The organism is Schaalia sp. JY-X169 (genome assembly GCF_014069575.1).
GTDB lineage: Bacteria > Actinomycetota > Actinomycetes > Actinomycetales > Actinomycetaceae > Scrofimicrobium.
On sequence record NZ_CP059675.1, the window covers coordinates 110,175 to 132,344 of the forward strand.

Annotated in this window: 18 protein-coding genes and 1 riboswitch; of the genes, 11 read left to right on the forward strand and 7 right to left on the reverse strand. The window is 61.6% G+C overall.

The window, feature by feature from the left end; translation table 11 throughout:
• Positions 1–101: 101 nt before the first annotated feature.
• From H2O65_RS00495 to H2O65_RS00510, 4 genes are read right to left on the reverse strand one after another with little or no spacing between them, the layout of a single operon-like run.
• On the reverse strand, positions 102–2,753 hold the full coding sequence (locus H2O65_RS00495; RefSeq protein ID WP_182141687.1) for a phosphoenolpyruvate carboxylase: 2,652 nt from the start codon (positions 2,751–2,753) through the stop codon (positions 102–104).
• A gap of 9 nt (positions 2,754–2,762) precedes the next feature.
• On the reverse strand, positions 2,763–3,263 hold the full coding sequence (locus tag H2O65_RS00500; RefSeq protein ID WP_182141688.1) for a SprT-like domain-containing protein: 501 nt from the start codon (positions 3,261–3,263) through the stop codon (positions 2,763–2,765).
• Positions 3,264–3,286: 23 nt separating this feature from the next.
• Complete coding sequence (locus H2O65_RS00505) at positions 3,287–7,927, reverse strand: DUF3418 domain-containing protein (RefSeq protein WP_259349536.1); 4,641 nt, start codon at positions 7,925–7,927, stop codon at positions 3,287–3,289.
• Positions 7,924–8,703, reverse strand: coding sequence for an alpha/beta hydrolase (locus H2O65_RS00510; protein WP_182141690.1), 780 nt, complete (start codon positions 8,701–8,703; stop codon positions 7,924–7,926). The genes H2O65_RS00505 and H2O65_RS00510 overlap by 4 nt, the downstream gene beginning before the upstream one ends.
• Positions 8,704–8,803: 100 nt before the next feature.
• On the opposite strand from H2O65_RS00510, the gene H2O65_RS00515 reads away from it, so the two are divergent.
• From H2O65_RS00515 to H2O65_RS00545, 7 genes are all read left to right on the forward strand, one after another.
• Entirely contained in the window at positions 8,804–9,238 is a 435-nt protein-coding gene (locus tag H2O65_RS00515; protein ID WP_182141691.1) for a hypothetical protein, read from the forward strand.
• 49 nt (positions 9,239–9,287) lie between these two features.
• Positions 9,288–9,590, forward strand: a complete 303-nt coding sequence (locus H2O65_RS00520) for a YtxH domain-containing protein (protein ID WP_182141692.1) — start codon at positions 9,288–9,290, stop codon at positions 9,588–9,590.
• Positions 9,591–9,603: 13 nt separating this feature from the next.
• A complete protein-coding gene (locus tag H2O65_RS00525) occupies positions 9,604–10,746 on the forward strand; it encodes a VIT1/CCC1 family protein (protein WP_182141693.1) in 1,143 nt (380 codons plus the stop codon).
• A 9-nt stretch (positions 10,747–10,755) separates the two neighbouring features.
• Entirely contained in the window at positions 10,756–11,484 is a 729-nt protein-coding gene (locus H2O65_RS00530) for a trimeric intracellular cation channel family protein (RefSeq protein ID WP_182141694.1), read from the forward strand.
• A gap of 45 nt (positions 11,485–11,529) precedes the next feature.
• The gene (locus H2O65_RS00535) at positions 11,530–12,279 is read left to right on the forward strand and encodes an SOS response-associated peptidase (protein WP_182141695.1); all 750 of its coding nucleotides are present in this window, start codon (positions 11,530–11,532) and stop codon (positions 12,277–12,279) included.
• 90 nt (positions 12,280–12,369) lie between these two features.
• The gene (locus tag H2O65_RS00540; RefSeq protein WP_259349537.1) at positions 12,370–13,095 is read left to right on the forward strand and encodes an HNH endonuclease family protein; all 726 of its coding nucleotides are present in this window, start codon (positions 12,370–12,372) and stop codon (positions 13,093–13,095) included.
• Positions 13,096–13,163: 68 nt separating this feature from the next.
• Positions 13,164–13,982: a sulfite exporter TauE/SafE family protein gene (locus H2O65_RS00545; protein ID WP_259349538.1), complete on the forward strand. Its 819-nt coding sequence runs from the start codon at positions 13,164–13,166 to the stop codon at positions 13,980–13,982.
• Positions 13,983–14,380: 398 nt separating this feature from the next.
• On the opposite strand, the gene H2O65_RS00550 is transcribed toward H2O65_RS00545, so the two are convergent.
• On the reverse strand, positions 14,381–14,596 hold the full coding sequence (locus H2O65_RS00550; RefSeq protein ID WP_182141696.1) for a cold-shock protein: 216 nt from the start codon (positions 14,594–14,596) through the stop codon (positions 14,381–14,383).
• Positions 14,597–14,943: 347 nt separating this feature from the next.
• Between H2O65_RS00550 and H2O65_RS00555 the strand changes: the two genes are divergently transcribed.
• Entirely contained in the window at positions 14,944–15,405 is a 462-nt protein-coding gene (locus H2O65_RS00555; RefSeq protein ID WP_182141697.1) for a RidA family protein, read from the forward strand.
• An 18-nt stretch (positions 15,406–15,423) separates the two neighbouring features.
• Here the strand turns inward: H2O65_RS00555 and pntB are convergent, their stop codons facing one another.
• Together pntB and H2O65_RS00565 are read right to left on the reverse strand one after the other, a co-directional pair.
• Positions 15,424–16,911: a Re/Si-specific NAD(P)(+) transhydrogenase subunit beta gene (pntB, locus tag H2O65_RS00560; RefSeq protein WP_182141698.1), complete on the reverse strand. Its 1,488-nt coding sequence runs from the start codon at positions 16,909–16,911 to the stop codon at positions 15,424–15,426.
• An 8-nt stretch (positions 16,912–16,919) separates the two neighbouring features.
• Positions 16,920–18,464 (reverse strand): Re/Si-specific NAD(P)(+) transhydrogenase subunit alpha, encoded by a 1,545-nt coding sequence (locus tag H2O65_RS00565; protein WP_182141699.1) that lies wholly within the window; start codon positions 18,462–18,464, stop codon positions 16,920–16,922.
• Positions 18,465–18,619: 155 nt separating this feature from the next.
• Positions 18,620–18,725: riboswitch (TPP riboswitch) on the forward strand.
• Between the two features lie 34 nt (positions 18,726–18,759).
• Here H2O65_RS00565 and H2O65_RS00570 point away from each other — a divergent pair.
• Genes H2O65_RS00570 through H2O65_RS00580 form a run of 3 tightly spaced genes read left to right on the forward strand, consistent with a single transcriptional unit; the run spans position 18,760 to position 22,161 of the window.
• Positions 18,760–19,371, forward strand: coding sequence for an ECF transporter S component (locus H2O65_RS00570; RefSeq protein ID WP_259349539.1), 612 nt, complete (start codon positions 18,760–18,762; stop codon positions 19,369–19,371).
• A gap of 2 nt (positions 19,372–19,373) precedes the next feature.
• Positions 19,374–21,683 (forward strand): ATP-binding cassette domain-containing protein, encoded by a 2,310-nt coding sequence (locus H2O65_RS00575; RefSeq protein ID WP_182141700.1) that lies wholly within the window; start codon positions 19,374–19,376, stop codon positions 21,681–21,683.
• Between the two features lie 4 nt (positions 21,684–21,687).
• Positions 21,688–22,161, forward strand: coding sequence for an AAA family ATPase (locus tag H2O65_RS00580; RefSeq protein ID WP_182141701.1), 474 nt, complete (start codon positions 21,688–21,690; stop codon positions 22,159–22,161).
• Positions 22,162–22,170: the final 9 nt, after the last annotated feature.

Sequence of the window (22,170 nt, forward strand, 5' to 3'; positions counted from 1 at the left end):
CGCGTCGTGAAATGTATACGTGGGGAACCAGAGTGAGCGTGGGGTACGTACCCCACGCGATCATTTCGCCCCCACGTATACATTTCACGGCACGCCGCAGATCAGCCCGTATTTTGCAGTCCCGCCGAAACCCCGGAGACGGACAGCAGCAACAGGTGCTCCCAATCCGAAGTGTCGACCGTCGGCGCTTCCTGGGTTCGCAGAACCCGTAGCGCCCGCAGCTGCAGCAAAGAGAGCGCATCCACATAGGGGCTGCGCAGCTCAACCGCGGTTTGCAGGGCTGGACGGTTCGACAGCAGCACCTCTCCGCCAACAATCCGCGCCAGCCAAGAGCGGGTTAGTTCCATTTCCTCCAGGATCATCGCGGTGAAGTCATCCCGATCCCCAAGCCGCAGGTATTCTGCCGCGATGCGCGCATCAGCTTTCGCCAGGCTCATCGCCACGTTGTCGACAACTGTGCGCAGCAGCGGCCACTCTTCGTAGGCGCGCTGCAGCACTTCCACGTCACCGACTGCTTCGAGGGCGCTCCCCAACCCAAACCATCCAGCCAGGTTGATGCGGGCCTGCGACCATGCGAACACCCAGGGGATGGCCCGCAGGTCCTCTAGCGACTCCACGGACAGCCCACGCCGCGCGGGGCGCGATCCCAACTGCAGGCGCCCAATCTCCTCCATCGGCGTGACAGTTGCGAACCACGGCGCAAAACCCGGGGCTTGCACCAGGGAATCGAAGCGGTCCCGCGAGGTCACGCTGAGTAGCTCCGCCATCTGCGCATACTTCTGCGCAGCCTCAACATTGCGGGCCTCGATCGAGGGCGCAGCAGCCGCCAGGGTCGCCGCTGCAACCTGGTCGATGTGGCGCATCGCAATTGTCGGATCTCCGTAGCGCGCAAACACCACCTCGCCCTGCTCTGTCAACTTGAAACGTCCGTCGACAGAGTGTGGCGGCTGGGCAAGGATCGCGGTGTTGGTGGGCCCGCCGCCACGCCCAAGCGCCCCACCCCTGCCGTGAAAGAGCGTTAGTTCGAGGTCGTGGCCCTGCGCCCACTGCGCAATTGCCTGCTGCGCCTCGTAAAGCGCAAGGTTCGCTGCCAGGGGCCCGACGTCCTTGGACGAATCGGAGTACCCCAGCATCACTTCGATCTTCCCGCCGGTCTGTTCCAGGCGCGCTGCAAACCGGGGGTCCGCCAGGGCGTCCTCAAGAATCTGTGGCGCATTGTTCAGGTCATTGAAGGTCTCGAAAAGCGGGATGACATCAAGGACCGGGTTGGCCCCGGAATATTCGGCGAGGGCGTACACGGCCGCCAGATCATCCGCCGACTGCGTGAACGAAACGATGTAGCGCCCAGCGCTGCGCAGCCCATAGCGGCGCTGCAACTGTGCGACAGCGCGGAAAACCTCAAGAACCTCTTCGGTTTCGGCGCTGAGGTCTTCGCCTGCTTCAAGTGCCGCCAGAGTGCGGGCATGGACCGCAGAGTGCTGGCGCACCTCAAGCTCCGCCAAATGGAAACCAAAGGTTTCAATCTGCCAGATCAACCCCTGCAAGCTGCCGTAAGCCTGCCGGTTCGCACCCGCCAGCAGCAACGAATCTTGAACCACTGCCAGCTCACCCAACAGCTCTTCCGGGTCCGCATATCCCAGGTCAGCGTGGCGGGCACGTGTCGCAGAAATCCGCCGGGCTACCAGCGTCAACACCTGCTTGTGCGGCTCACCAGGGGCGCGAACAGAGGCGTCGGCCGCTCCGTCCTCGTCCGCTGCCGCCATCTGTTGCCAAAGGTGAACGAGGGCGTCCGACGCAGGAGTTTCCTCAGAATCCAGAGTGATGGTGCGTGCGATGCGCTCGGCCGAAGTCTCAAGGCCGCGCAGGACGTGGTCCGATGCGATGGCCATCGCCTTCTTGGTTACCGAGGCCGTCACGAAGGGATTGCCGTCGCGATCACCCCCAACCCAGGTTCCCAAACGCATGAAGGGCGGCACGACCGGCTGCTTCCACCCCGCGGCCTCACCCTGCAGGGCGTCATCAACATAGCGGTAGATGCGGGGAATGGTGGTGTAAAGGGTTTCGTCAAAGATCGACATGATCGAGCGAACCTCATCTACGGGTCCCGGCTTAGTGGTGCGGACGGGGGAGGTGCGCCACAGGGTGTCAATCTCTTCCATGAGGCGGCGGGTAATGCGCCGCTGGGCGGCCACATCGGCCTCAACTACCGTGCGTTCAGCCAGCAGTTCAGAGAGGCGGCGAATACTCGAAGAGACCGCGCGACGCCGTGCCTCTGTTGGGTGGGCTGTGAAAACAGGGTGGAAACGCAGGTTCTGGAAGCGGGCATGGGCCTCATCCTCACCGATCTCTTCAGACAGTTTGGCGAAAGCCTTAGGGAGGGTGTCCGTATCGCCCTCAATCTCCGGGCGCCCCTCTTGAACCAGGCGCACGCGCTGTAGCTCTTCCGCAAGGTTGACCAGGTGGAAGTAGACAGTGAAGGCCCGGGCGACCTCGTCCGCTCGCTGCACCGTGAAGGACTCGGCTATGCGCGCGGCGTCCTCGAACGACTCACGCGTCGGGTCCCTGTAAGCGCGGATGGTGGCGTGACGCAGGGCCTCAACGTCCTCGAACAACCGAGGTGAGCCGCTTTCCCGCAGGACTTTGCCAAGGAGGGTGCTGAGCAGGCGGACATCTGCGCGCAGTTGTCCAGACAGCTCATGTTCGACGTCGGCGGTGGATTCCGTGGGCATCGGTGTGGTTGCGATATCCGGCATGCCGTAACCCTAGCTGAACCGCCGTTGGCGTCGAATCTGTGTCAGTTCTTTGGCATACCGACCCGGGGGAATCTCCGGGTGACCATGGTGGTACCAGGCAAAAATCAAGTCCAAGTCGAACTCTTTACAACACCTGGCGCATGAGGTGACCCGGCGCGGGGCGGAATGCAGTCTGCGTTCTGCACCGCACCGCTGGCAGCGCCCCACCCAGGAACACTGGGGCTCCGGAAGCGAGGAGGGCAGCAGTGCGCGCGGCTGTGCTCCAAGCATGATTGCGGCTTGCTTCCAGCGTCTATCGTGCTTGTGCTGTGGGCCGACGAGGGCGTGCGCGACCTCATGCAGGATGACGTTGCGTTGGGCGTCCTCGGGAAACACGTCAAAAAGTGGCTTGGAGAGTCTGATTTGATTGCGCGCATGGTCGCAGGCCCCGGCGCGGCGCTTGGCGCGGTCCCAGCGCAGGGTCCATGTGGTCAGACCCCAGACATCCAGTGTTTCCTGGGCAAATGTCATGGGGTCAAAGTGTTCCGCGGGTGTCACTGTTGTTCCAGAGTCTCCAGTCGGCGAAGTAGGCGTTGGGAAGAAACCCTAGCCGAAGTGCCCAGGTTTTGAGCGAACAGAGAGACACGAAGTTCCTCGGCGAGCAGCCCAATTTCAGCCAGTTCGCGATCGTGCTTCAGCGAGTAGGGGCGGGCTTCCATGCGCTGCCGGGCGGCGGCGATAGCCGCTTCAACTCCGGCAAGTTCGGCGGCATTCGTCCTGTCGCGTTGCAGTTCGCCAGGGCCGCGGGAAGCGCGATTGACACGTTCCGCATCGGCCAGTAAGTACCGGGCCACGTGCGGTGCAACGGCAAGGTCCTGGTTCCCTAAGTACCCGGCGTTGAAGAGGGACTTGGCGTGGCGCGTCGCCTCGCGGCGGACGTACTTGTACGTGTCTTGGCTGTGGTTTTGGCAGGCTTCCTGGAAGGTAGCGTAGGCTTCAACCTCTTTTGTCACGCGCAGAAGGATGGCGTGAACCTCATCTTCAAACCGGTCCCGCATCCACGCCTGCAGCGCCTCTTGGGCCGCTTCGTCCCGCACGTCCTCGGGACGTGTTGGGGCGCGGCTGAGCAGTGAACGAACCGCCGCCCTCTGCGCGTCCTCTACCAACGAGGGCGTATCCGGGTAGGGCGATCCGGCTAGCAACAGCGCCTGCCTGCCAGTCCACCGACTAGTGATGCGCCCGGTATCGAGGCGCAGTTTCGCCAGCATCAGGGCGGTCAGGCCCGCATTGTGTTCATGAATGGCCTCATCCTTGGTGGGAAGAATCCGAATGGCCAGTGGAGTCGCAGTGGTGCCGGTTCCGGGGGCGCGGCCGGACGGCACGACCGGAGCCGACTTCACGACCAGGGCAGGGTAGCCGCGTACCAGTAGTCCGTCAGCATCTTCGGCCTCAAGGACTCGGGGGAGGGCGTCGGTTGGAAGACCGGCGACGTCCTCGGATGTGAGCTCACTCCCGAGTTGCAGTCCCCTTGCGCCGAGTCCAGCTTGCGTGATCGCCCGCGTCGTTTGGGTGGGCTGGGATCGCTTTTGTGCTCGTTGCTTGGACGAGGTCCTCTCACGAGCGGTCTGCAGCGCCTCTTGTACGGCTGTCGCAAGGGCGGCCCCCGCCTTCTTTGAGAAGCGCTGCTGCAGGGAAGGTAGGGAATCGGACGCGCCGATCACTGCGCCCCGGTCGTCGAGGACGTTGAAGCCAATCCGCAGGTGAGCGGGTAGTTTGTCTGCGGCCTCTTTGACGTCGTCACGGCTCAGGTCAATGCCGCTGCGATCCCGTACGGCGCGGATGAAAGAGGCCTGGAAGTTGGGCACGGTACGCGCCCGGCGCGGCGTGGATTCAGCGGACGGCGCCGACTCGGGTGCGGCGGACCTAGCGGACTGCGCGGGCGCGGCGGAACTAGCGGACTGCGCCGCCCGCTGCTGGGCAGACGCCGCGCCCTGTGAGACGTTCCCACTCCTTGCCCCCCAAGACCGCAGGCGGTCCAGGGACGCCTCCAAAGAGTACGGGTTGGCCTCTTCGGGCAGGTCGTCGGCCTCGGAAGCCCCACTTCCCGGGTCAGTGTCAGTCGCGCCGCTCAGCGAAGTGTCCTGCCCATCCCGCACTTTCTGCAGGGCAGTGGCAATCTCTTTCCCGGTCTGGGTCGCGGGCGCCAGAAAGCGCCGCTTCTGCTTGGGGAGCCCGCGAATCATCGCCACACAGAGTTCCTCAAGGAGGCCGGGAACCAGCCAGTCAAACCCCTCATCCTTGACGCGCGGAAGCACGGAGAGGGGAATGACAATGGTTACTCCGTCCTCGTTCGAACCCGGGGTGAAGGCATAGCGAATATCCAACTCCAAGTCGCCAGAACGCCACACGTTCGGGAACGCGTTCGGGTCCAGGAGCGCGCCGGAGGGCAGCAGGTCTTCAAGACGGTAGTTGAGAAGGGTTGGCTCCTCGGTGCGGCGGTTCTTCCACCACTTCGAAAAGCCCGCTGCCGACGTGATTGTCTGTGGGATCCGTGCGGCAAAAAACTTGTAGCGCACCGATTCATCCGGCACCAGTGAAGGGTCACGCATGCGCTGTGCCAGGCGCTCAGCCTCTTCCATGACCCCCTGGTTATGTTTCACAAACGCCAGGTGCTGCTCACGCCAATCCCCATCCACCAGGGCATTGGCGATGAACATTTCACGGGCAAGGTCGTGGGCAGTCAGGGACGAGGACGCCTCGGTGAGCCGCTCCAGGGATTCCGCGGCAGTTCCACCCCGTTCGCGGCCGAGGACGGTGTTGCGAAGCCGAGTCAGTGGGATCATGCGTCCGGCCACCAGGGTCAGACCATAGAGGGTGACTTTTTCGGAAATCTGCGCACTACCGCGCGCCCTCGACCACACCGGCTCTGAGTAGATGTGTTTGGCCAGGTCGCCCGCGTACTTCTCAATCCACTCCGGCTTCACGCCGGCGACAGTGCGGGCAAACAGGCGGGACGTTTCCACCAGTTCGGCGGCCATAATCCACTCGGGACGGCGTTTTTTCAGGGCAGACCCCGGCCAAATGGTGAAACGAGATCCACGTGTCCCCGCGTACTCCCGTTTCGGTTCGTCCCACATGCCAATGTTGGAAAGCAGTCCGGAGAGGATTGAGCGGTGAATCTCATCCGCATCAGCGGTCTTACTGCCGCGCCCGAACTCAAGGACGGCGCTAACAACGGGGTTCGCGTCCTCGCGCAGCGAGTTGATGAAGGTCGTCGACGGCAGGCCCAAGGGTTCAACGTGAATCCCCACCTGACGGCACATTTGCCGCAGTTGTCCAACGATGTCACGCCATTCGCGGTAACGCAGGTAGTGGAAAAACTCCCGCTTGCACATTCTGCGGAAGGCGCTGCCCGACAAGTCACGTGACTGAACGCCCAGGTAACGCCACATGTTGAGGTAGGTGATGAAGTCTGAGGTGGGGTCGACGTAGCGACGATGCGACTGGTCGGCGGCCTCCTGAAACTCGGGCGGTCGTTCCCGGGGATCCTGAATCGATAGTGCTGCAACAATGACGAGGACGTCTGACGCACACCCATTCCTGTCGGCCTCGACCAACATGCGGCCCAGGCGTGGATCGATGGGAAGAGTGGCCAGGCGGCGGCCCATCGCGGTGATTTTGCCGTCGTTGTCGAGGGCGCCAATCTCGGTGAGAAGCTGGATTCCGTCGCGAACCGCCCGTGGATTGGGTGCGTCGAGGAACGGGAAGTCTTTGACTTCACCAAGGCCCAGGGCACTCATCTGCAAGATGACTGAAGCCAGGGAAGTACGCAGGATCTCCGGCTCCGTGTAGTGGGGGCGGGATGCGAAGTCGCGTTCGGAATAGAGGCGAATCGCAATGCCATCACTGGTGCGGCCGGCACGTCCCGCCCGTTGGGCCGCGGAGGCCTGCGAGACAGGTTCGATGGGAAGGCGCTGCACCTTCGTCTTGTTTGAGAAGCGACTAATGCGGGCAAGCCCCGCATCAATGACGTAACGGATCCCCGGGACGGTCAGTGATGTTTCCGCAATGTTGGTTGCCAGTATGACGCGCTGCAGAGAATGAGGGGCGTAAATGCGGTGCTGGTCAGCAGCGCTGAGGCGCGCAAACAGCGGGAGGACTTCGACGCCGTCGGGACGGTGCGGGTCGCGCTCATCAGCTACATAGCGGTTGCCCAAGTGTTCCTTGAGGGCCGTGGTGGCCTCAATAATGTCGCGTTCGCCGGGAAGGAACACCAGGATGTCGCCGCGGCTCTCACCAAGCAGTTCGTCAACGGCGTGGGTGAGGGCGGCCTCCAGGTCTAGGTCGTCGCCGAGGCCGTAGCCGTAGGTAGCGAACTCCCCGGGGTCTGGTTCGGGGTGCAGGGCGGTGCCAAGGGAAAGGATGGACTCATCCGGAGCCGGGCCGCCCTCGTCCCCTGGTGCGGCAGTGTCGGGCGCGGCAAGGTCAGCGGACAGTGGACGGTAGCGGACCTCGACGGGGTAAGCACGACCGGAGACCTCGATGACAGGGACAGGCTTCCCACTCTGCTTCTCAAAGTGGTCGGCAAAGCGCTGGGAATCAATGGTCGCCGACGTGATGATGACCTTGAGGTCGCGGCGCTGGGGGAGCAGTCGGCCCAGGTAGCCCAGGATGAAGTCAATGTTGAGGCTTCTCTCGTGAGCCTCATCCACAATGATCGTGTCATAGCGGCGCAGAAGGGGATCGGCCCCCATTTCAGCCAGCAGGATGCCGTCGGTCATTAGTTTGATCAGGGTGGTTGGTCCGACCTCGTCGGTGAACCGCACCTGGTAGCCAACAACGTCGCCAACCTCTTTACTGACCTTCTGGCCCAACTCATCGGCGATGCGTTCCGCCACCGCGCGGGCAGCGAGGCGACGCGGTTGGGTGTGACCAATCATGGCTGCGATACCGCGGCCCAACTCCAAGCAGATCTTGGGAATCTGTGTGGTCTTACCCGACCCGGTTTCACCGGCAACAATCACTACTTGGTTGTCACGAATCGCGTCTGCAATGTCCTTGCGGCGCGCGCTGACCGGCAGGTCAGGATAGCTGACGACCGGCAGGGCAGCGGCGCGTGCTGCCAACTGGGCCGGACCAAACGTGTAATCGCGAGGCTTCTTCGGGCGGCCTCGTCCGTTCCGCGGCCCACTCACCGCCTGGGCCTGACGATGGGCACCTGCGCCTTCACCCACTTTTTGGCCAGGTCCCACATGACGAGCAAATCGTCCTCGTCACTGAAGTCCCTGTCCGACCCGATCTCCAGTCGTGACCCGTCGGGAAGGAAACGGAAGAAATCCGCCACCTCTGAATCGAAGCCACGTTCAATATCGACGCGGTCAAAAACGATCAGGGCGGGTTGTTCCAGGTTCTCCAGAAGTCTCTCCGGGGTGTTGAGTGACAGGTCGATCAGGGTTTTCTGTGTGACATGGAAGTGGGTGCGACTTCCCGCCGTGTCCTCAAAAATGAAGGTCTCATGCTTCTTCTCAAGTTCCTCAAGCTGGCTGGGAGAGAAGATCTTTTCCCAATCAAAATCAAGCGGACCCAGGACGGGGCTGGACAGGAACAGTGCCTTGACAGCCTTCGGTCGGGCGCGCAGAGCTGAGATGGAGCCCGAGGAGTGGGCGTGAAGAAGCTGCCTTGTGAAACCCTGGTCAGCAAGCCATCCGGAAGCGGCCCGCAGGTCCTCAATACGGCGGTCAGACGTGATCGCATCATCGTCAGACTCGCCATGACCGGAGTAATCAAAGATCAGCGTTGCATAGCCGAGGGCGCGGTACTTGGCAGCCAAGATCGGGAAGTGGGGGCTGGAGGCGCGGTCACACAGGAAGGAATGAGAGAAGATGACGGCTGCATCGGTGGAATCAACAGGGTCCACGAAAGTACCCCGTAGGGTAATCCCTCGGGGCGTTATGATCTCGACCTCGCTCACCCTTCCAAACTAGCCGGATTCGGGAATAATGGCATCCTCTCGCGAGGTGAGTCATAGACATTCACTCGTCAGCGAAACAACAATCGCCTAGTCTGGTCGGATGAAGAACGATACCAACGCCGATGCGTCGACCGTGCCATTGCAACCCTCGGACGAGGTCGTAGCGGACTTCTGGGCATTTGCTCGGGACCACGTCGGCTGGGCAACCCTTGAGGGGATCTTCGGTCAACAGCAGGCATCAACAATGATTCCCCCGTGGATGCACCTTAGCGGTGACACGACGGAGGCAACCGCGTTGGTGAAGCAACTGGTTGCCGATGCAACACTGGTGGTGTCGGAACCCCTCTCTTCCTACCCCGAGGACGGGGACCTCCCCAAGCGTGGGGACCTAGCAATCATTGCGGACGGCGATGGGCGGCCGGTCGCCCTCGCCGCAACACTCGATGTCACAGTCCAGCCCGTGGACGACACTGAGGGTACCGGTAGGATTGTCGCGGAAACACTGCGGTGCCTTTACCCGGGCGTGCAGGGATGAAATGTGCTGACTGGGTTGGCGCCACGACTAATCAAGGATGGGTTGCGTAATGGGCACGAAGTTCACGCTTGCGGCGGGACTGACAGTGGGAGTTCTACTCGGTTCCAAACTGGGCCCGAAACCGTATGAGACATTTGCTTCGGGGATGCGCTGGCTGCGCAACACGCGGGTGGTGTCCCGTCCCATTGAAGCGGCTGCAGATCACGCGTCTGGGCTGGTGCGCTCCAAGGGTGAAGAACTGACGGACCGCGCGGCTTCATCCGTGTACCGCACGATTGTGGGGGCCGGGCAGGAACCGCTCATAGTCGAAGCGCGTGTCACCACCGCTGAGATTCCGTCGACAACCGACTAGCAGGGCAAGAGTCATGGCTGATGTTGTGGATGCCATAACCACACCGCTGGAGCCACGCCCTCGGCCAACACGCCAACAGATAAAGAGGTGGCGGCGTCACCTGGCCGAAGAGCGCATTGAAGCGCAAACCTACCGCAACCTGGCGGCGCGCGAAGAGGGCGAAGTTCGTGAGTTCATGCTTGAGCTGGCGGATGCGGAGAAGCGTCACGAGAAGCACTGGTTGACGCTCTTGGGTGAGCATGCCGAGCCGGCGCCTCGACCCAGACTCTACTCGCGGATGCTCGCAGGGCTGGCGGGCCGGTTTGGGTCGGTCTTCACGCTCGCCCTCGTCCAAAGGTCTGAACAGAGGTCGGACTATGAGACGGATGCGGATGCGACCGAGCAGATGGTTGCTGATGAACGCATCCACGGGGAAGTCGTTCGCACAATCGCCACCGCGTCCCGCAACAAGATTGCGGGCAACTTCAGGGCTGCGATCTTTGGGGCAAACGACGGGTTGGTTTCCAACCTGGCGCTGATCCTTGGCGTTGCCGGTGCAGGTATGGGCAACGGTTGGGTGCTCACCACAGGTATTGCGGGTCTCTTGGCCGGGTCTTTGTCGATGGCGGCTGGAGAGTGGATCAGTGTTTCCAGTGCGCGGGAACTTATTCAGGCCTCAACGCCCGAACCGCTCAACCCGCGGTCGGTAAAGCAGTTGGACGTGCAAGAAAATGAGCTGGTGCTACTGTTCCGGGCCCGAGGGGAAACCTCCGAAGAGGCACACGCACATGCGCGAGCGATCTTCGAGTCCGTGGGACCTCCGGGGGAGGACACGGGGACGGTCGCCCTCGAACTAATTGCGCCGCAAGGCGTGGCTGCCAAAGACGATTCTGCCGAGAACCTGGGCCGTCCATTCCAAGTGGCTTTGGCATCATTCTTCTTCTTTGCCGTCGGTGCGGTGATCCCTTTGGTGCCGTATGTCTTTGGAATGTCGGGGTATGCGGCCATTCTTGTTTCTCTGGCGATTGTGGGAGTTGCGCTACTCATGACAGGTGGCCTGGTGGGAATCATGTCCGGACGGGCGCCGTGGCTTGGTGCACTGCGGCAGTTGGCAATCGGCCTGACCGCTGCGGGTATCACGTTCGCGCTGGGTAACCTGTTCGGAACGGTTGCGTAGGGCGCGGCTATGGACCTGGCTGAAATCTACGGCATTGAGGTCAATGACATTTTCCGTTTCATCGACCTGACCGGTGTGCTGCTGAACGGAATCCTCGGTGGGAAGCTAGCGCGAACCAAGCACTTTGATGCGGTTGGGTTCGTTATCTTGGCCATCATGTCCGCTATGGGAGGCGGCATTGTGCGCGACGTGATGCTGCAGCACGGGCCACCCGTGGCTCTGACAGACCCGCTGTATATTTCCACGGCACTGGTGGGTGCGGGGATCGCCTTCTTCTGGAAGTTGAGTTCCAGGTTCTGGAGGATCGCACTCATCATCGCGGACGGCACCGTCCTCGGATGCTGGGCGGCGACGGGCGCGATGAAGACGCTTGCGCTTGGGTTTGGGATCATGCCAGCGTTGCTCCTTGGGATCACGACCGCTGTCGGCGGGGGAATGATTCGTGACGTTACGGCGGGAAACGTGCCCATGGTTTTCGGGGGGAATAACCTTTACGCGACCCCGGCGCTGGTGTCAGCGGCAATCATGGTGCTGCTGTACAGCCTGGGGAGCCCCACCTGGGGGATGATTCTGGCGACCGTTGTCGGGTCGTCGTTCACGGTTGTGGCGCACTGGCGCAAATGGCAGTTGCCGGTGCATTCTGATTGGTCGCTCGCTGAGACCCCCGCGCAGCTCAAGGCGCGTTTGGCGCAGCGGGCTCGGGAGAACCCGCAGTCGGGGACGCCCAGGGAGGACTAGGCGCGCTACGTATACATTTCGCGGGGTGGCGGGAGACAATGGGGTATGTGCGGAAGATTCACGATGTACGCGGACGACGCGGAACTGGCGACCCTGTTTGATATCGATTTGGTTGAGGGGGAGCACGCGCCCTCGTACAACCAGGCACCATCCGAGCTGATTCGCGCGGTGCGTTCCGACGTGGAAGCGGAGCGTCTCCTCACCAACCAAAAGTGGGGATTCGTGCCCTTCTGGGCGAAGGAAGGGTTCAAGACGCTGATCAATGCTCGGGCGGAGACGGTGACGGAGAAGCCAGTCTTCTCAGCAGCCGCGAAGAAGCGGCGCTGTCTGGTGCCATCGAATGGCTACTTTGAGTGGCAGAAGAAGCGTGATGGGAAGAAGCAACCGTACTTCCTCAGTCTCGCCGATTCTGATGGGAACCCGGCTCCACCTGGCAGCGAGCCCGTGATGGCGATGGCCGGCATCTATGAGTGGCCAGCTTCTGGTGACCAAAGTGGCGAGGCCGGGAAACTGGAGCTTCCAGCGCCCGCGACCGTCGCACTCTTAACACGGTCTGCTAATGACACACTCGGTCACATCCACGACCGGATGCCTGTATTTGTGCCACGTTCGCTGTGGGGGATGTGGCTGGATCAGGAACTGACCGATAAGGACAAGGTTGCGCAGCTGATCGCTGCCATTCCACCGGCCCCCCTCGCTCCGCGGATGGTGGCGCCCGCGGTGGGAAACGTGCGCAATAACTTCCCAGGACTAATCGACCCATACGACCCGGACGGTGGAAAACTCTTTAGTTGATCGTGTTGGATGTCCTGTGGATAGTGAAGTTATCCCCATGTTGAGGTCCGAAGTTACCTCAGGCCTCGCGAACTTCTGCACAATGGGGTGGTGAGAAAAAGCAAGCAGGATTCGCGTCGTCCATCCGCCATGAGGGTTTTTGTGGCGGTGGCCGTCCTCGCGCTCGCAGCCTGGATGCTCCTTCCGCAGATCCTCAATGGGTTCACTTCTGATCGTTCGATAGAAATTGATGCATCGGCCTCGGAACCTCTTCGTCAGTTGGCTTCCCTTGAGGTGGCAGAGGGTGGGGACTTAGGCGATGCACCACCATACTCCCGAGCGCAGTTTGGGGACGGTTGGGCAGATCTGGATGCTGATGGTTGCAACACGCGTAATGAGATTCTGGCAAGGGACCTAACCGACCTCGACTTCGGATCTGATGCGCGCGCCTGTGTTGTGCAGGGTGGGATTCTTGAAGATCCTTACACGGACACAACCATTGTTTTTCAACGCGGTGAGCAGACAAGCGCTGCAGTTCAAATTGACCATGTGGTTGCTTTGGCGAACGGGTGGCAGTCCGGAGCATGGCAGTGGAATGCTGAGGATCGTCTTAGGTTCGCCAACGACCCACTGAACCTTCTTGCGGTCGAGGGCGCGGCGAACCAAATCAAAGGTGCATCCACTGCAGACCAGTGGTTGCCGGACAACAAGGGGTACCGGTGTGATTACGCTGCCCGTCAGGTGGCAGTGAAATACAAGTGGAATCTCACGGTGACGCGGGATGAGCAGCAGGCATTGAATGGTGTGCTCAAGGACTGCCCCAGCATCACATTCTGAAGACGGGCCCTCCAGCGTGAAGTTGGGGCAGTGGCGGCCGCGGCTAGAGTGGTGTCGAAAGGCCGGTGATGACAGGTATGAGTGAAGTGGGAACCGACGCGCGTAAGTCAGCGCAGTGGGTGGAGCTGGTGGCGTTGGGCTTAGCGGCCGGGTTCCTGTCGGGAATGTTTGGTGTTGGTGGTGGGATCCTGATTGTTCCTGGCCTGCTGCTGATCTTGAAGTTCAACCAGAAGTTGGCTGCGGGTACTTCGTTGGCTGCAATCCTTCCCCTGGCTTTGGTCGGGGTTGTTTCGTACGCAATCAACGGGAACGTGTCGCTGACCGCTGCGATTCTGGTGGCGGTTGGCTCTGTCTTTGGGGCCAGGATCGGGACGCGGCTACTACGCAAGCTTCCCGCGAAGCCACTTCAGATTGGGTTTGCTGTCTTCATCGTCGTGGTGATCGTCAGCTTGTTCTTGGTGATACCGGATCGGGATGCTGCCCTGGACATCACTTGGCTGACGGCGACAGCGATGATCCTGCTTGGGATCGTGACGGGTATCTTGGCGGGCCTGTTGGGAGTTGGGGGCGGAGTGATTATTGTTCCCGCACTGATGCTCTTGTTCGGGGCCAGCGATCTGGTTGCAAAGGGAACCTCACTGTTGGTGATGATCCCGACGTCCCTGACGGGGACTTTGTCGAACTATCGGGCGAAGAATGTGGATCTTTCTGCTGCTCTTGCGGTTGGTCTACCGGCCTGCGTGACAACATTCGTGGGCTCAATGGTTGCGACGGCAGTGTCTCCAATGGCTGCGAACATTGCCTTTGCTGTGTTCTTGACGTTTGTGGCGGTGCAGATGTTTTGGAAGGCGCTCCGAAGTGGCGGCGCGGGCGCGGGCCGCCGCTGACGCGGCTGACGCGGCTGACGCCGCTGACGCGGAACGCCGCTGACGCGGAACGCCGCTGACGCGGCTGACGCCCTGCCTCGGTTGCCGCCCTCACGTAAGGTTGCCGGGATCACGTAAGGTTGCCCGAAAATTCGACGGAAACCGGCAACCATAGGGGACGGCGGCAACGTTAGGTGATCCGGCAACCTTAGGCACGAGGCTGAGAGCGTGCTTGGGTCTTGGCCGGTTAGAAGGCTCGCGCCAGGTGTTAACGCAGAAACACTCCCCGGGGCATCCGATCAAATCGGAGTTCCTAGGGAGTGCTTCGAAGGCCTGAATGGTTCAGACCTCAGTGCTAGAGGTCGATGACCTAGCGTTGCGATCGATACCTTCGCGCTATGGTCGAAGACCAAGCTCTACTAGTCGAGGACCTTGATGTTGGTGGCCATGAGACCCTTGTCGCCCTGTTCAATGCTGAACTCGACGCGCTGGTTCTCTTCGAGGTTACGGTGACCGGAACCAACGATGTTGCGGTAGTGCGCAAATACGTCTTCCGAGCCGTCCTCGGGGCTAATGAAGCCGTAGCCCTTCTGGGAGTTAAACCATTTTACGATTCCAGTTGTTACGTCAGCCATGTGGATTCTCTTTTCTTGTGCTGCCGGTGTGGAACCAAGCCCGTCGGACCTGGTTGCAGTAAAACTTCTTCGTTGCACACCGCGGCGAATCCGCTGGGTACTTCTATTCAAGTTGAAACTACGCATACAAGGGTATCCGAGTTTGACGCCAAGTGTTAGCCGAATGTGGACATGCGCCAAGAGTCACGAATTTCTGGTGCGGGGAGGGTGGTGCGGGGAAGACTAGGAGGCGAACGAGGACGCGAGCGAGACACCCCAGATACTGTTCCGGGTGGCACGAACCCGTCTAATGTTGTGGGTGACACCCACCCGCCCACCGCGGGCCCGAATCCTGAGGGAGTAAACCAATGGCAATATCGCAACGTTTGGAAGAACTCGGCATCGAGCTACCCCCGGTTGCCGCACCGGTTGCCGCGTACGCCCCGGCCGTTGTCTTTGGGTCGCTGGTGCGAACCTCAGGCCAGCTGCCCATGAAGGATGGCGACCTGCTTCTAACAGGTAAGTGCGGCACAGTTGCCGTGACGGATGATCTTGCCTACGCCGCTGCCAGGCAGTGCGCACTCAATGCTCTAGCCGCAGCTGCCGCCGCAGTTGGGGGAGTGGACCGTCTAGTCCGGGCTGTTAAGGTCGTTGGTTTTGTGGCTTCGACGGAGGACTACTTCGCTCAGCCGTCAGTCATCAACGGCGCATCCGACCTACTTCAAGGCATCTTTGGTTCCCGCCATGCGCGTTCCGCTGTTGGTGTTGCAGCCCTACCCCTCAACGCAACGGTCGAGGTCGAGGTCGAGTTCGAGTTCCTGCCTGCCTAGGCCATACTCGCGGCCCGGTCAGACGCCCTGCTTCACCGCCGCCACAATCTTGTCGACAGAGTCCTTAGCATCCCCGAACAGCATGTGCGAGTTCTCCTTGAAGAACAACGGGTTCTGCACCCCCGCATAACCCGTGGCCATTGAACGTTTGAAGACGACAACATTCTGCGCCTCCCACACCTTCAAGACCGGCATGCCCGCAATCGGCGACCCGGGCTCTTCAGCCGCAGGGTTGACCGTGTCGTTCGCTCCAATGACGAGGACGGTGTCGACGTCACCAAAGTCGTCATTGACCTCATCCATTTCCATGACAATGTCGTAGGGAACCTTGGCCTCCGCAAGGAGGACATTCATGTGACCGGGGAGGCGCCCGGCAACCGGGTGAACGCCGAATTCGACCTCGACCCCCATGTCACGCAGTGCTGACGTGAGTTCTGCGACCGGGTACTGTGCCTGCGCGACCGCCATCCCGTAGCCGGGGGTAATCATCACTTTGCGCGAGCCTGCCAGCATTGCAGCAACCTGCTCGGCATTGATCTCTTGGTATTCCCCATCGACCTCGCCCGATGCGGCCGTCGACTCGCCGGTTCCGAATCCGCCCAGGATGACGGAGATGAACGACCGGTTCATGGCCCGGCACATGATGAACGACAGGAAGGCACCCGACGCGCCAACCAGGGCACCCGTGATGATCAGGAGGTCGTTGTTGAGCATGAACCCCGCAGCTGCGGCAGCCCACCCCGAGTATGAGTTCAGCATTGAAACCACGACCGGCATATCCCCGCCACCAATGGCCGCAACCAGGTGAACGCCGAGGGCGAGGGCGATCACGGTCATTGCGATAAACGGGAACCAGGCCCAGTTGCTGTGACCTGCGGCAATGAACCACACCATGAGCAGCAGGGAGATAACAATGGCGCCCAGGTTCAACATGTTGCGCGCCGGCAACATTAGGGGCGCTCCCGAGATTTTCCCGGACAGTTTCAGGTAGGCAACGATCGAGCCGGTGAAGGTCACCGCCCCGATAAAGACACCCAGGAATACCTCGCCCATATGGAACCCACCCAGAAGGATGGCCTCTGGATCCGGAGCCAGGAACGAGTTGAAACCAACCAGCACAGCCGCCAACCCGACGAAGGAGTGCAGCAGGGCGATCAGTTCAGGCATGCCCGTCATTTCAACCTTGGCAGCGCGCCACAGCCCAATCGTGGCGCCAATCAGCATGGCAACACCAATGAGAAGAGCGGTGACTAACACACCGCGTCCCGGTTCGCCGGTCAGTGCGGCCAGGATCGTCGCGGCCAGTGCAATGGTCATTCCGGTGATCCCCAGGTTGTTCCCTTGGCGTGAGGTTTCGTGGGATGACAGGCCACGCAGAGACAAGATGAAGAGGATGGCGGCAACAATGTAGGCCAGCGTGACGATGTGGCCGGTCCAGTAGGACGGTTCACTCCACCCCTGGTCAACAACGGCGGGAACTACGAATGTGGGAAGCAGTGCAATCATTGTTTCGCTCAGCCCTTCTGGAACATGGTCAGCATGCGGCCGGTGACGCGGAACCCACCAAAGATGTTGATGGACGCAACGACGATCGCGAGGAAGCTAATGATCGTCACAGCCAGGTTTGAAGAACCTACCTGGCTGATTGCCCCGACCAAGATGATGCCGGAGATGGCATTCGTTACTGACATCAGCGGCGTGTGCAGCGAGTGCGCAACACCCGTGATGACGTAGAAACCAACGACAATCGCCAGAACGAACACCATGTAGTGTCCCAACGCCATTGTGGGGGTGACGAGGACGAGGGCGGCTGCCACAACCACGGCAAGGCCGATCCAAGCGAACCGCTTCTGCTTCGCTGCCGCTGCCTCTCGCGCGGCATCCGCTGCGGCTTTGGCGTGGTCAACCGGGTCCTCAGTTGCCGCCGCGGGGGCGGCAGAGACTTGAATGGGTGGGGGAGGCCAGAGGATCTGCCCATCATCCGTCAGGGTGATGGTCCGAACGATCTCATCGTTGAGGTCGATGACCAACTGCCCGTCTTTCTCAGGTGTCATGAGCTTGAGTAGGTTGACGACGTTCTGCGCGTACAGCTGCGAGGACTGCGCCGGAAGTCGTCCCGCCAGATCTGTCCATCCGATGATGGTGACACCGTTGTCGGTAACTACTTTCTGCCCGGCAACGGTCTGCGTGGTGTTCCCGCCGTTCGCGGCCGCCATATCGACGATGACACTTCCGGGCTTCATGGCCGCGATTGCTTCGTCATCCAGGAGGATGGGGGAGGTGCGGCCGGGAATGTTCGCTGTCGTGATGACAATGTCGCAGGTGGCGGACTGCTTAGCGTAAACCTCGTTAGCGAGTTTTGCCTGCTCCGCGGTCATTGCTTTCGCGTAACCGTCCTCGGACTTCTCTTGGACTGCGAGCAGGGGGACGAACCGCGCACCCATCGAGTTGACCTGCTCTGCCACTTCCGGGCGCACATCTGAAGCGAAGACTTCTGCACCCATCGAGTTTGCGGTGCCAATTGCCGCTAGTCCGGCAACACCTGCGCCAATGACGTAAACGTGGGCGGGCGGCATCTTCCCGGCGGCCGTGACCTGACCCGTGAAGAGCCTGCCAAACTCATTCGCCGCTTCGATGATGGCGCGGTATCCGGCAACGTTGGCCTGCGAGGACAGCACATCCATTGCTTGCGCGCGAGAAATGCGGGGCACGACATCCATGGCCAACGCCGTGATGTTCAGCCCGGCGAACGTTTCCATGAGCGCTTCATTCCGGGCTGGTGCCAGGCGGGAGACAAGCACGGAGTCTTTGTGCATCTTTTCGAGGTCGTACGGTTCCGGTGCGTCAAGAGTGAGCACAATGTCAGCGTGGTAGACGGCATCCCGGTCGACGATTTGCGCGCCCGCGTCCTCGTACTGGTAGTCCGGGTAGGAAGCAAGTGCGCCAGCTCCTGCTTGAACGAGGACGGAGTACCCCAGCTTGATTAGTTTTGTGACCGTATCTGGGGTGGCAGCGACCAGAGGTTGATCTGGTTTCTCAGCTGGTACTCCAATTCGCATGAATGCTCCCTTGAATTTGATGCAATGCTCGCCCCTACCACTATAAACAAGCGCGGCGACTTCCGAGCCCTTCCACACGAGCACACGACGGGGGGTATGTCACCGTCAAGCGGGTTGGACGGACTTTCGTCCTCGGTGGCAAAGGGTCTAAGGTGGAAGAAGCCACGGGGCCCCTGAAGCGGGGTGAGAGGGGAACAGCAGTTCCCGACCGTCGAACCTGATCCGGTTAGTACCGGCGTAGGAAGTGCGACCTCGCGGCTACGACTGGGTTTTGTCTAGTGCGGGAGGTTCTCTGGTGAATGCGGGCTCTGAGTTTGGGTTGCATGCCAACAGGTGGCGCGTTGTCGACATTGTTACGGCAGCGGTGCTAGGCGCCGTGATGGGTGTGATTTTCCTTCTGTGGAATCAGGTGGGTTACGCCGGGTTCACGGCTTTGGATGCGCTCACCCCCGGTGTTGGCGGGATTGTCTCCGGCGTGTGGCTCATGGGTGGTCCGCTCGGCGCCCTGGTGATCCGCAAACCGGGTGCCGCCATTTTTGTGGAGACCCTGGCTGCGGTGGTGTCCATGGCGCTGGGTTCGCAGTGGGGCGCAGAGGCCCTCATCGCTGGGCTCATCCAGGGCGCCGGAGCCGAGCTGGCCTTCGCCCTGTTCCGCTACCGCCGCTTCGGCCCGGGTGTCGCCGCGCTGTCGGGATCCTTTGCCGCAGTTGGCGCGATGCTTCTCGAGGGCGTGACCTCCGGCAACTTCGCCAAGTCCTTCCTCTTCAACCTCATCTACTGGTCAGCCACCATCACGTCCGGCATCATCATTGCTGGCCTGGGGTCCTACTTCCTGGTGCGCGCCCTCGCCAAGACGGGTGCGCTTAACAGGTTCGCGTCGGGACGCGACCTTCAAAAGCGGGTCTAGAGATGACTTCCCCACTCCCACAGAATCCGGTCGCGGACCTCGTCGCACCCCCAGTTCGTCTGCAGGGGTGGGGTTGGCGTCACCCGGGGCGTGAGGCGTGGGCGGTGCGGGACGTGACGCTGGAAATCGCGCCGCAAGAATGTGTCCTCATTGTTGGCAACTCGGGGGCGGGTAAGTCCACTTTGCTCCACGGGATCGCCGGGGTTTTGGGGGAGGACGAGGGCGAAAGCGCAGGCACCCTCACCATCGCGGGCATGCCTGCATCTTCCCCGATGGTGCGCGGGCATGTCGGCCTCGTTCAACAGGACCCGGAAACACAGAGGGTGATGGGACGGCTGGGGGACGAGGTCGCGTTTGGCCTTGAGAACATTGGTCTCCCGGCAGAGCAGATCTGGCCGCGGGTCAAGGATGCGTTGGCCGTGGTCGGCCTCGGCTATCCTCTGGACCACCCGACCTCGCACCTTTCAGGTGGTGAGAAGCAGCGTCTGGCCCTGGCATGCGCCCTCGCCATGCGGCCGCGGGTCATGCTGCTGGATGAGCCCACCGCAAACCTGGACACCCACGGCGCGGAAGAGGTGCGCCGGGCAACTGAGGATCTGGCGAACCAGTCGGGCGCGACCCTGATCATTGTTGAACATAACCTGGCCCCGTGGATTGACCGCGCGGACCGCCTGATTGTGCTCACTGAGGGTGGGGTGGTGGCCGACGGCCCACCACGACGGGTGATTGCCGATCATGGCGCTACGTTGCGTGAGGCGGGGGTATGGATTCCGGGGGATGACCCCCTCCAGTTCCTCCCGCCGCGCAGCGGACCCGGTCGGTCGCAGGACCTCGGCGCGGCGCTGACAACCACGGATCTTGCGGTTGGTTACAAAGATGGCTCGGCGGTCCTCACTGGCCTCGACCTAACTTTTGAACGAGGACGCTCAACCTGCGTTGTCGGTCCCAATGGGGCGGGGAAAACGACTACGGCCCTGACGCTTGCGGGTCTCCTGCAGCCACGGTCGGGTGCCGTTCACGCGGGGCCGCAGGTGTGCAACGCGGCCAATGTCAACACTTCTGTGCATAGCGATAAGCCGACCGACTGGTCGCCGGTGGAGCTGCTCGGCCGCATTTCGATGGTGTTTCAGGAACCCCAATACCAGTTCCTCACCTCCACCGTTGAGGACGAACTGGCGCTCGGTCCGAAGCTGTCCGGACTGGGCGGTGACCAGATCGCCGCGCGCGTCGACAAGTACTTGGACCTGCTGCACCTGCGTCACTTACGGGCGGCTCACCCACTGTCGCTGTCCGGTGGGGAGCGGCGCCGCCTCGGCGTTGGAACCGCACTGATCGCGGCGCCCGAGGTTGTGGTGCTTGACGAGCCGACCTTCGGGCAAGATTTCAACACCTGGGTGGACCTGGTTTCCCTCCTTGTTGAGGCGCGAGGACGCGGGACCACGCTGATCATCATCACGCACGACAAGAACTTGGTGCGGGCCCTTGGTGAGGGTGTCATCGAGATCGAGGACGCCGCTGGCGCAACGCCCATTGCTCAGGCGCCAACCCGGGTCGTAAGCCAACCCCGAACACCCCTGTCTCGCGTCAATCCCGCGGCGCAACTACTCGGCCTGCTCCTCATGACCATCCCCCTCATGCTCAGTATCGACCCGGTCTCAGCTGGCATTGCCCTGCTGCTTGAGATGATGCTGCTGCCGCTGGCGCGATTGCGCCCTCGAACACTTCTTATTCGACTCTCCCCACTGCTAGTAGCGGCGCCGCTAGCCGCGGTTTCCATGCTGCTCTACGCGGCACCCGGCGGGGAGATCTACGCGGCTTGGGGACCCGTGGTGATCAGCCAAAACTCGGTGACCCTGGCGCTATCGATGTCTTTGCGTGTGCTCGCCGTTGGCCTCCCCGCGGTTGTTATCCTGCCCAGTTTGGGCTCCACCGAGGTCGCGGATTCCCTCACCCAGGTGGTTCACCTGCCGTCCCGATTCGTTCTCTCTTCGCTTGCGGCAGTGCGCATGGTGGGTCTGATGCTCAGCGACTGGGCAGCGTTGAAGAGGGCGCGCCGATCCAGGGGAATGGACGGTGCACACTTCGCGAAGGCCGCCTTCTCACTGACCACCTTTGCTTTGCGCCGGGCTGACTCCCTGTCTGTGTCGATGGAGGCCCGGGGATTTGGGTCTGACATCCCGCGCTCAAACGCCAGGGTGTCACGGCTGTCTAGGGTCGACGCGGTTATGGTTGCGGTCTGCGCCCTCGTTCCAGCCATCGCCCTCGGCGTCGCGGCAGCGGTGGGGACGTTCTCCCTCTTCGGGATCGGATGAGGCCATGGCAGATCAGCCCGCGCGAATCGTCATTGACGGACCTTCCGGAAGTGGCAAGACAACCCTTGCGAACAAGCTTGGCTCACTTCTGAATGTCCGAGTTCTCAGCGTCGAGGACTGGGTCCCCGGGTGGGACGGCCTCGCCGAAGGAACGGCTGTGGCTGAGGAACTGCTGCGAGGTGTGCGTGACAGTTACACGAGGTGGGACTGGGTTCGCGAAAGGTATGCCGAGGAAGTGGTGCTGGACCCGGCTGAGCCGTGGATCATCGAGGGGTGCGGCGCGCTCACCCCGACGACGGCTGCGAACGCAACCCTGAGCATTTGGGTCGAGGCCGACCCGCAGGAGGCTCGCGCTCGTGGACTGGCGCGAGATGGGGAACTCTACGCCCCGTTTTGGGAGCAGTGGAACCGCTCCGAACGTGAGCATTGGGCGCATAACAGCCCGCGAACTCTAGCCGATTTGGTCATCAAAACCTAAGCTGTGGAC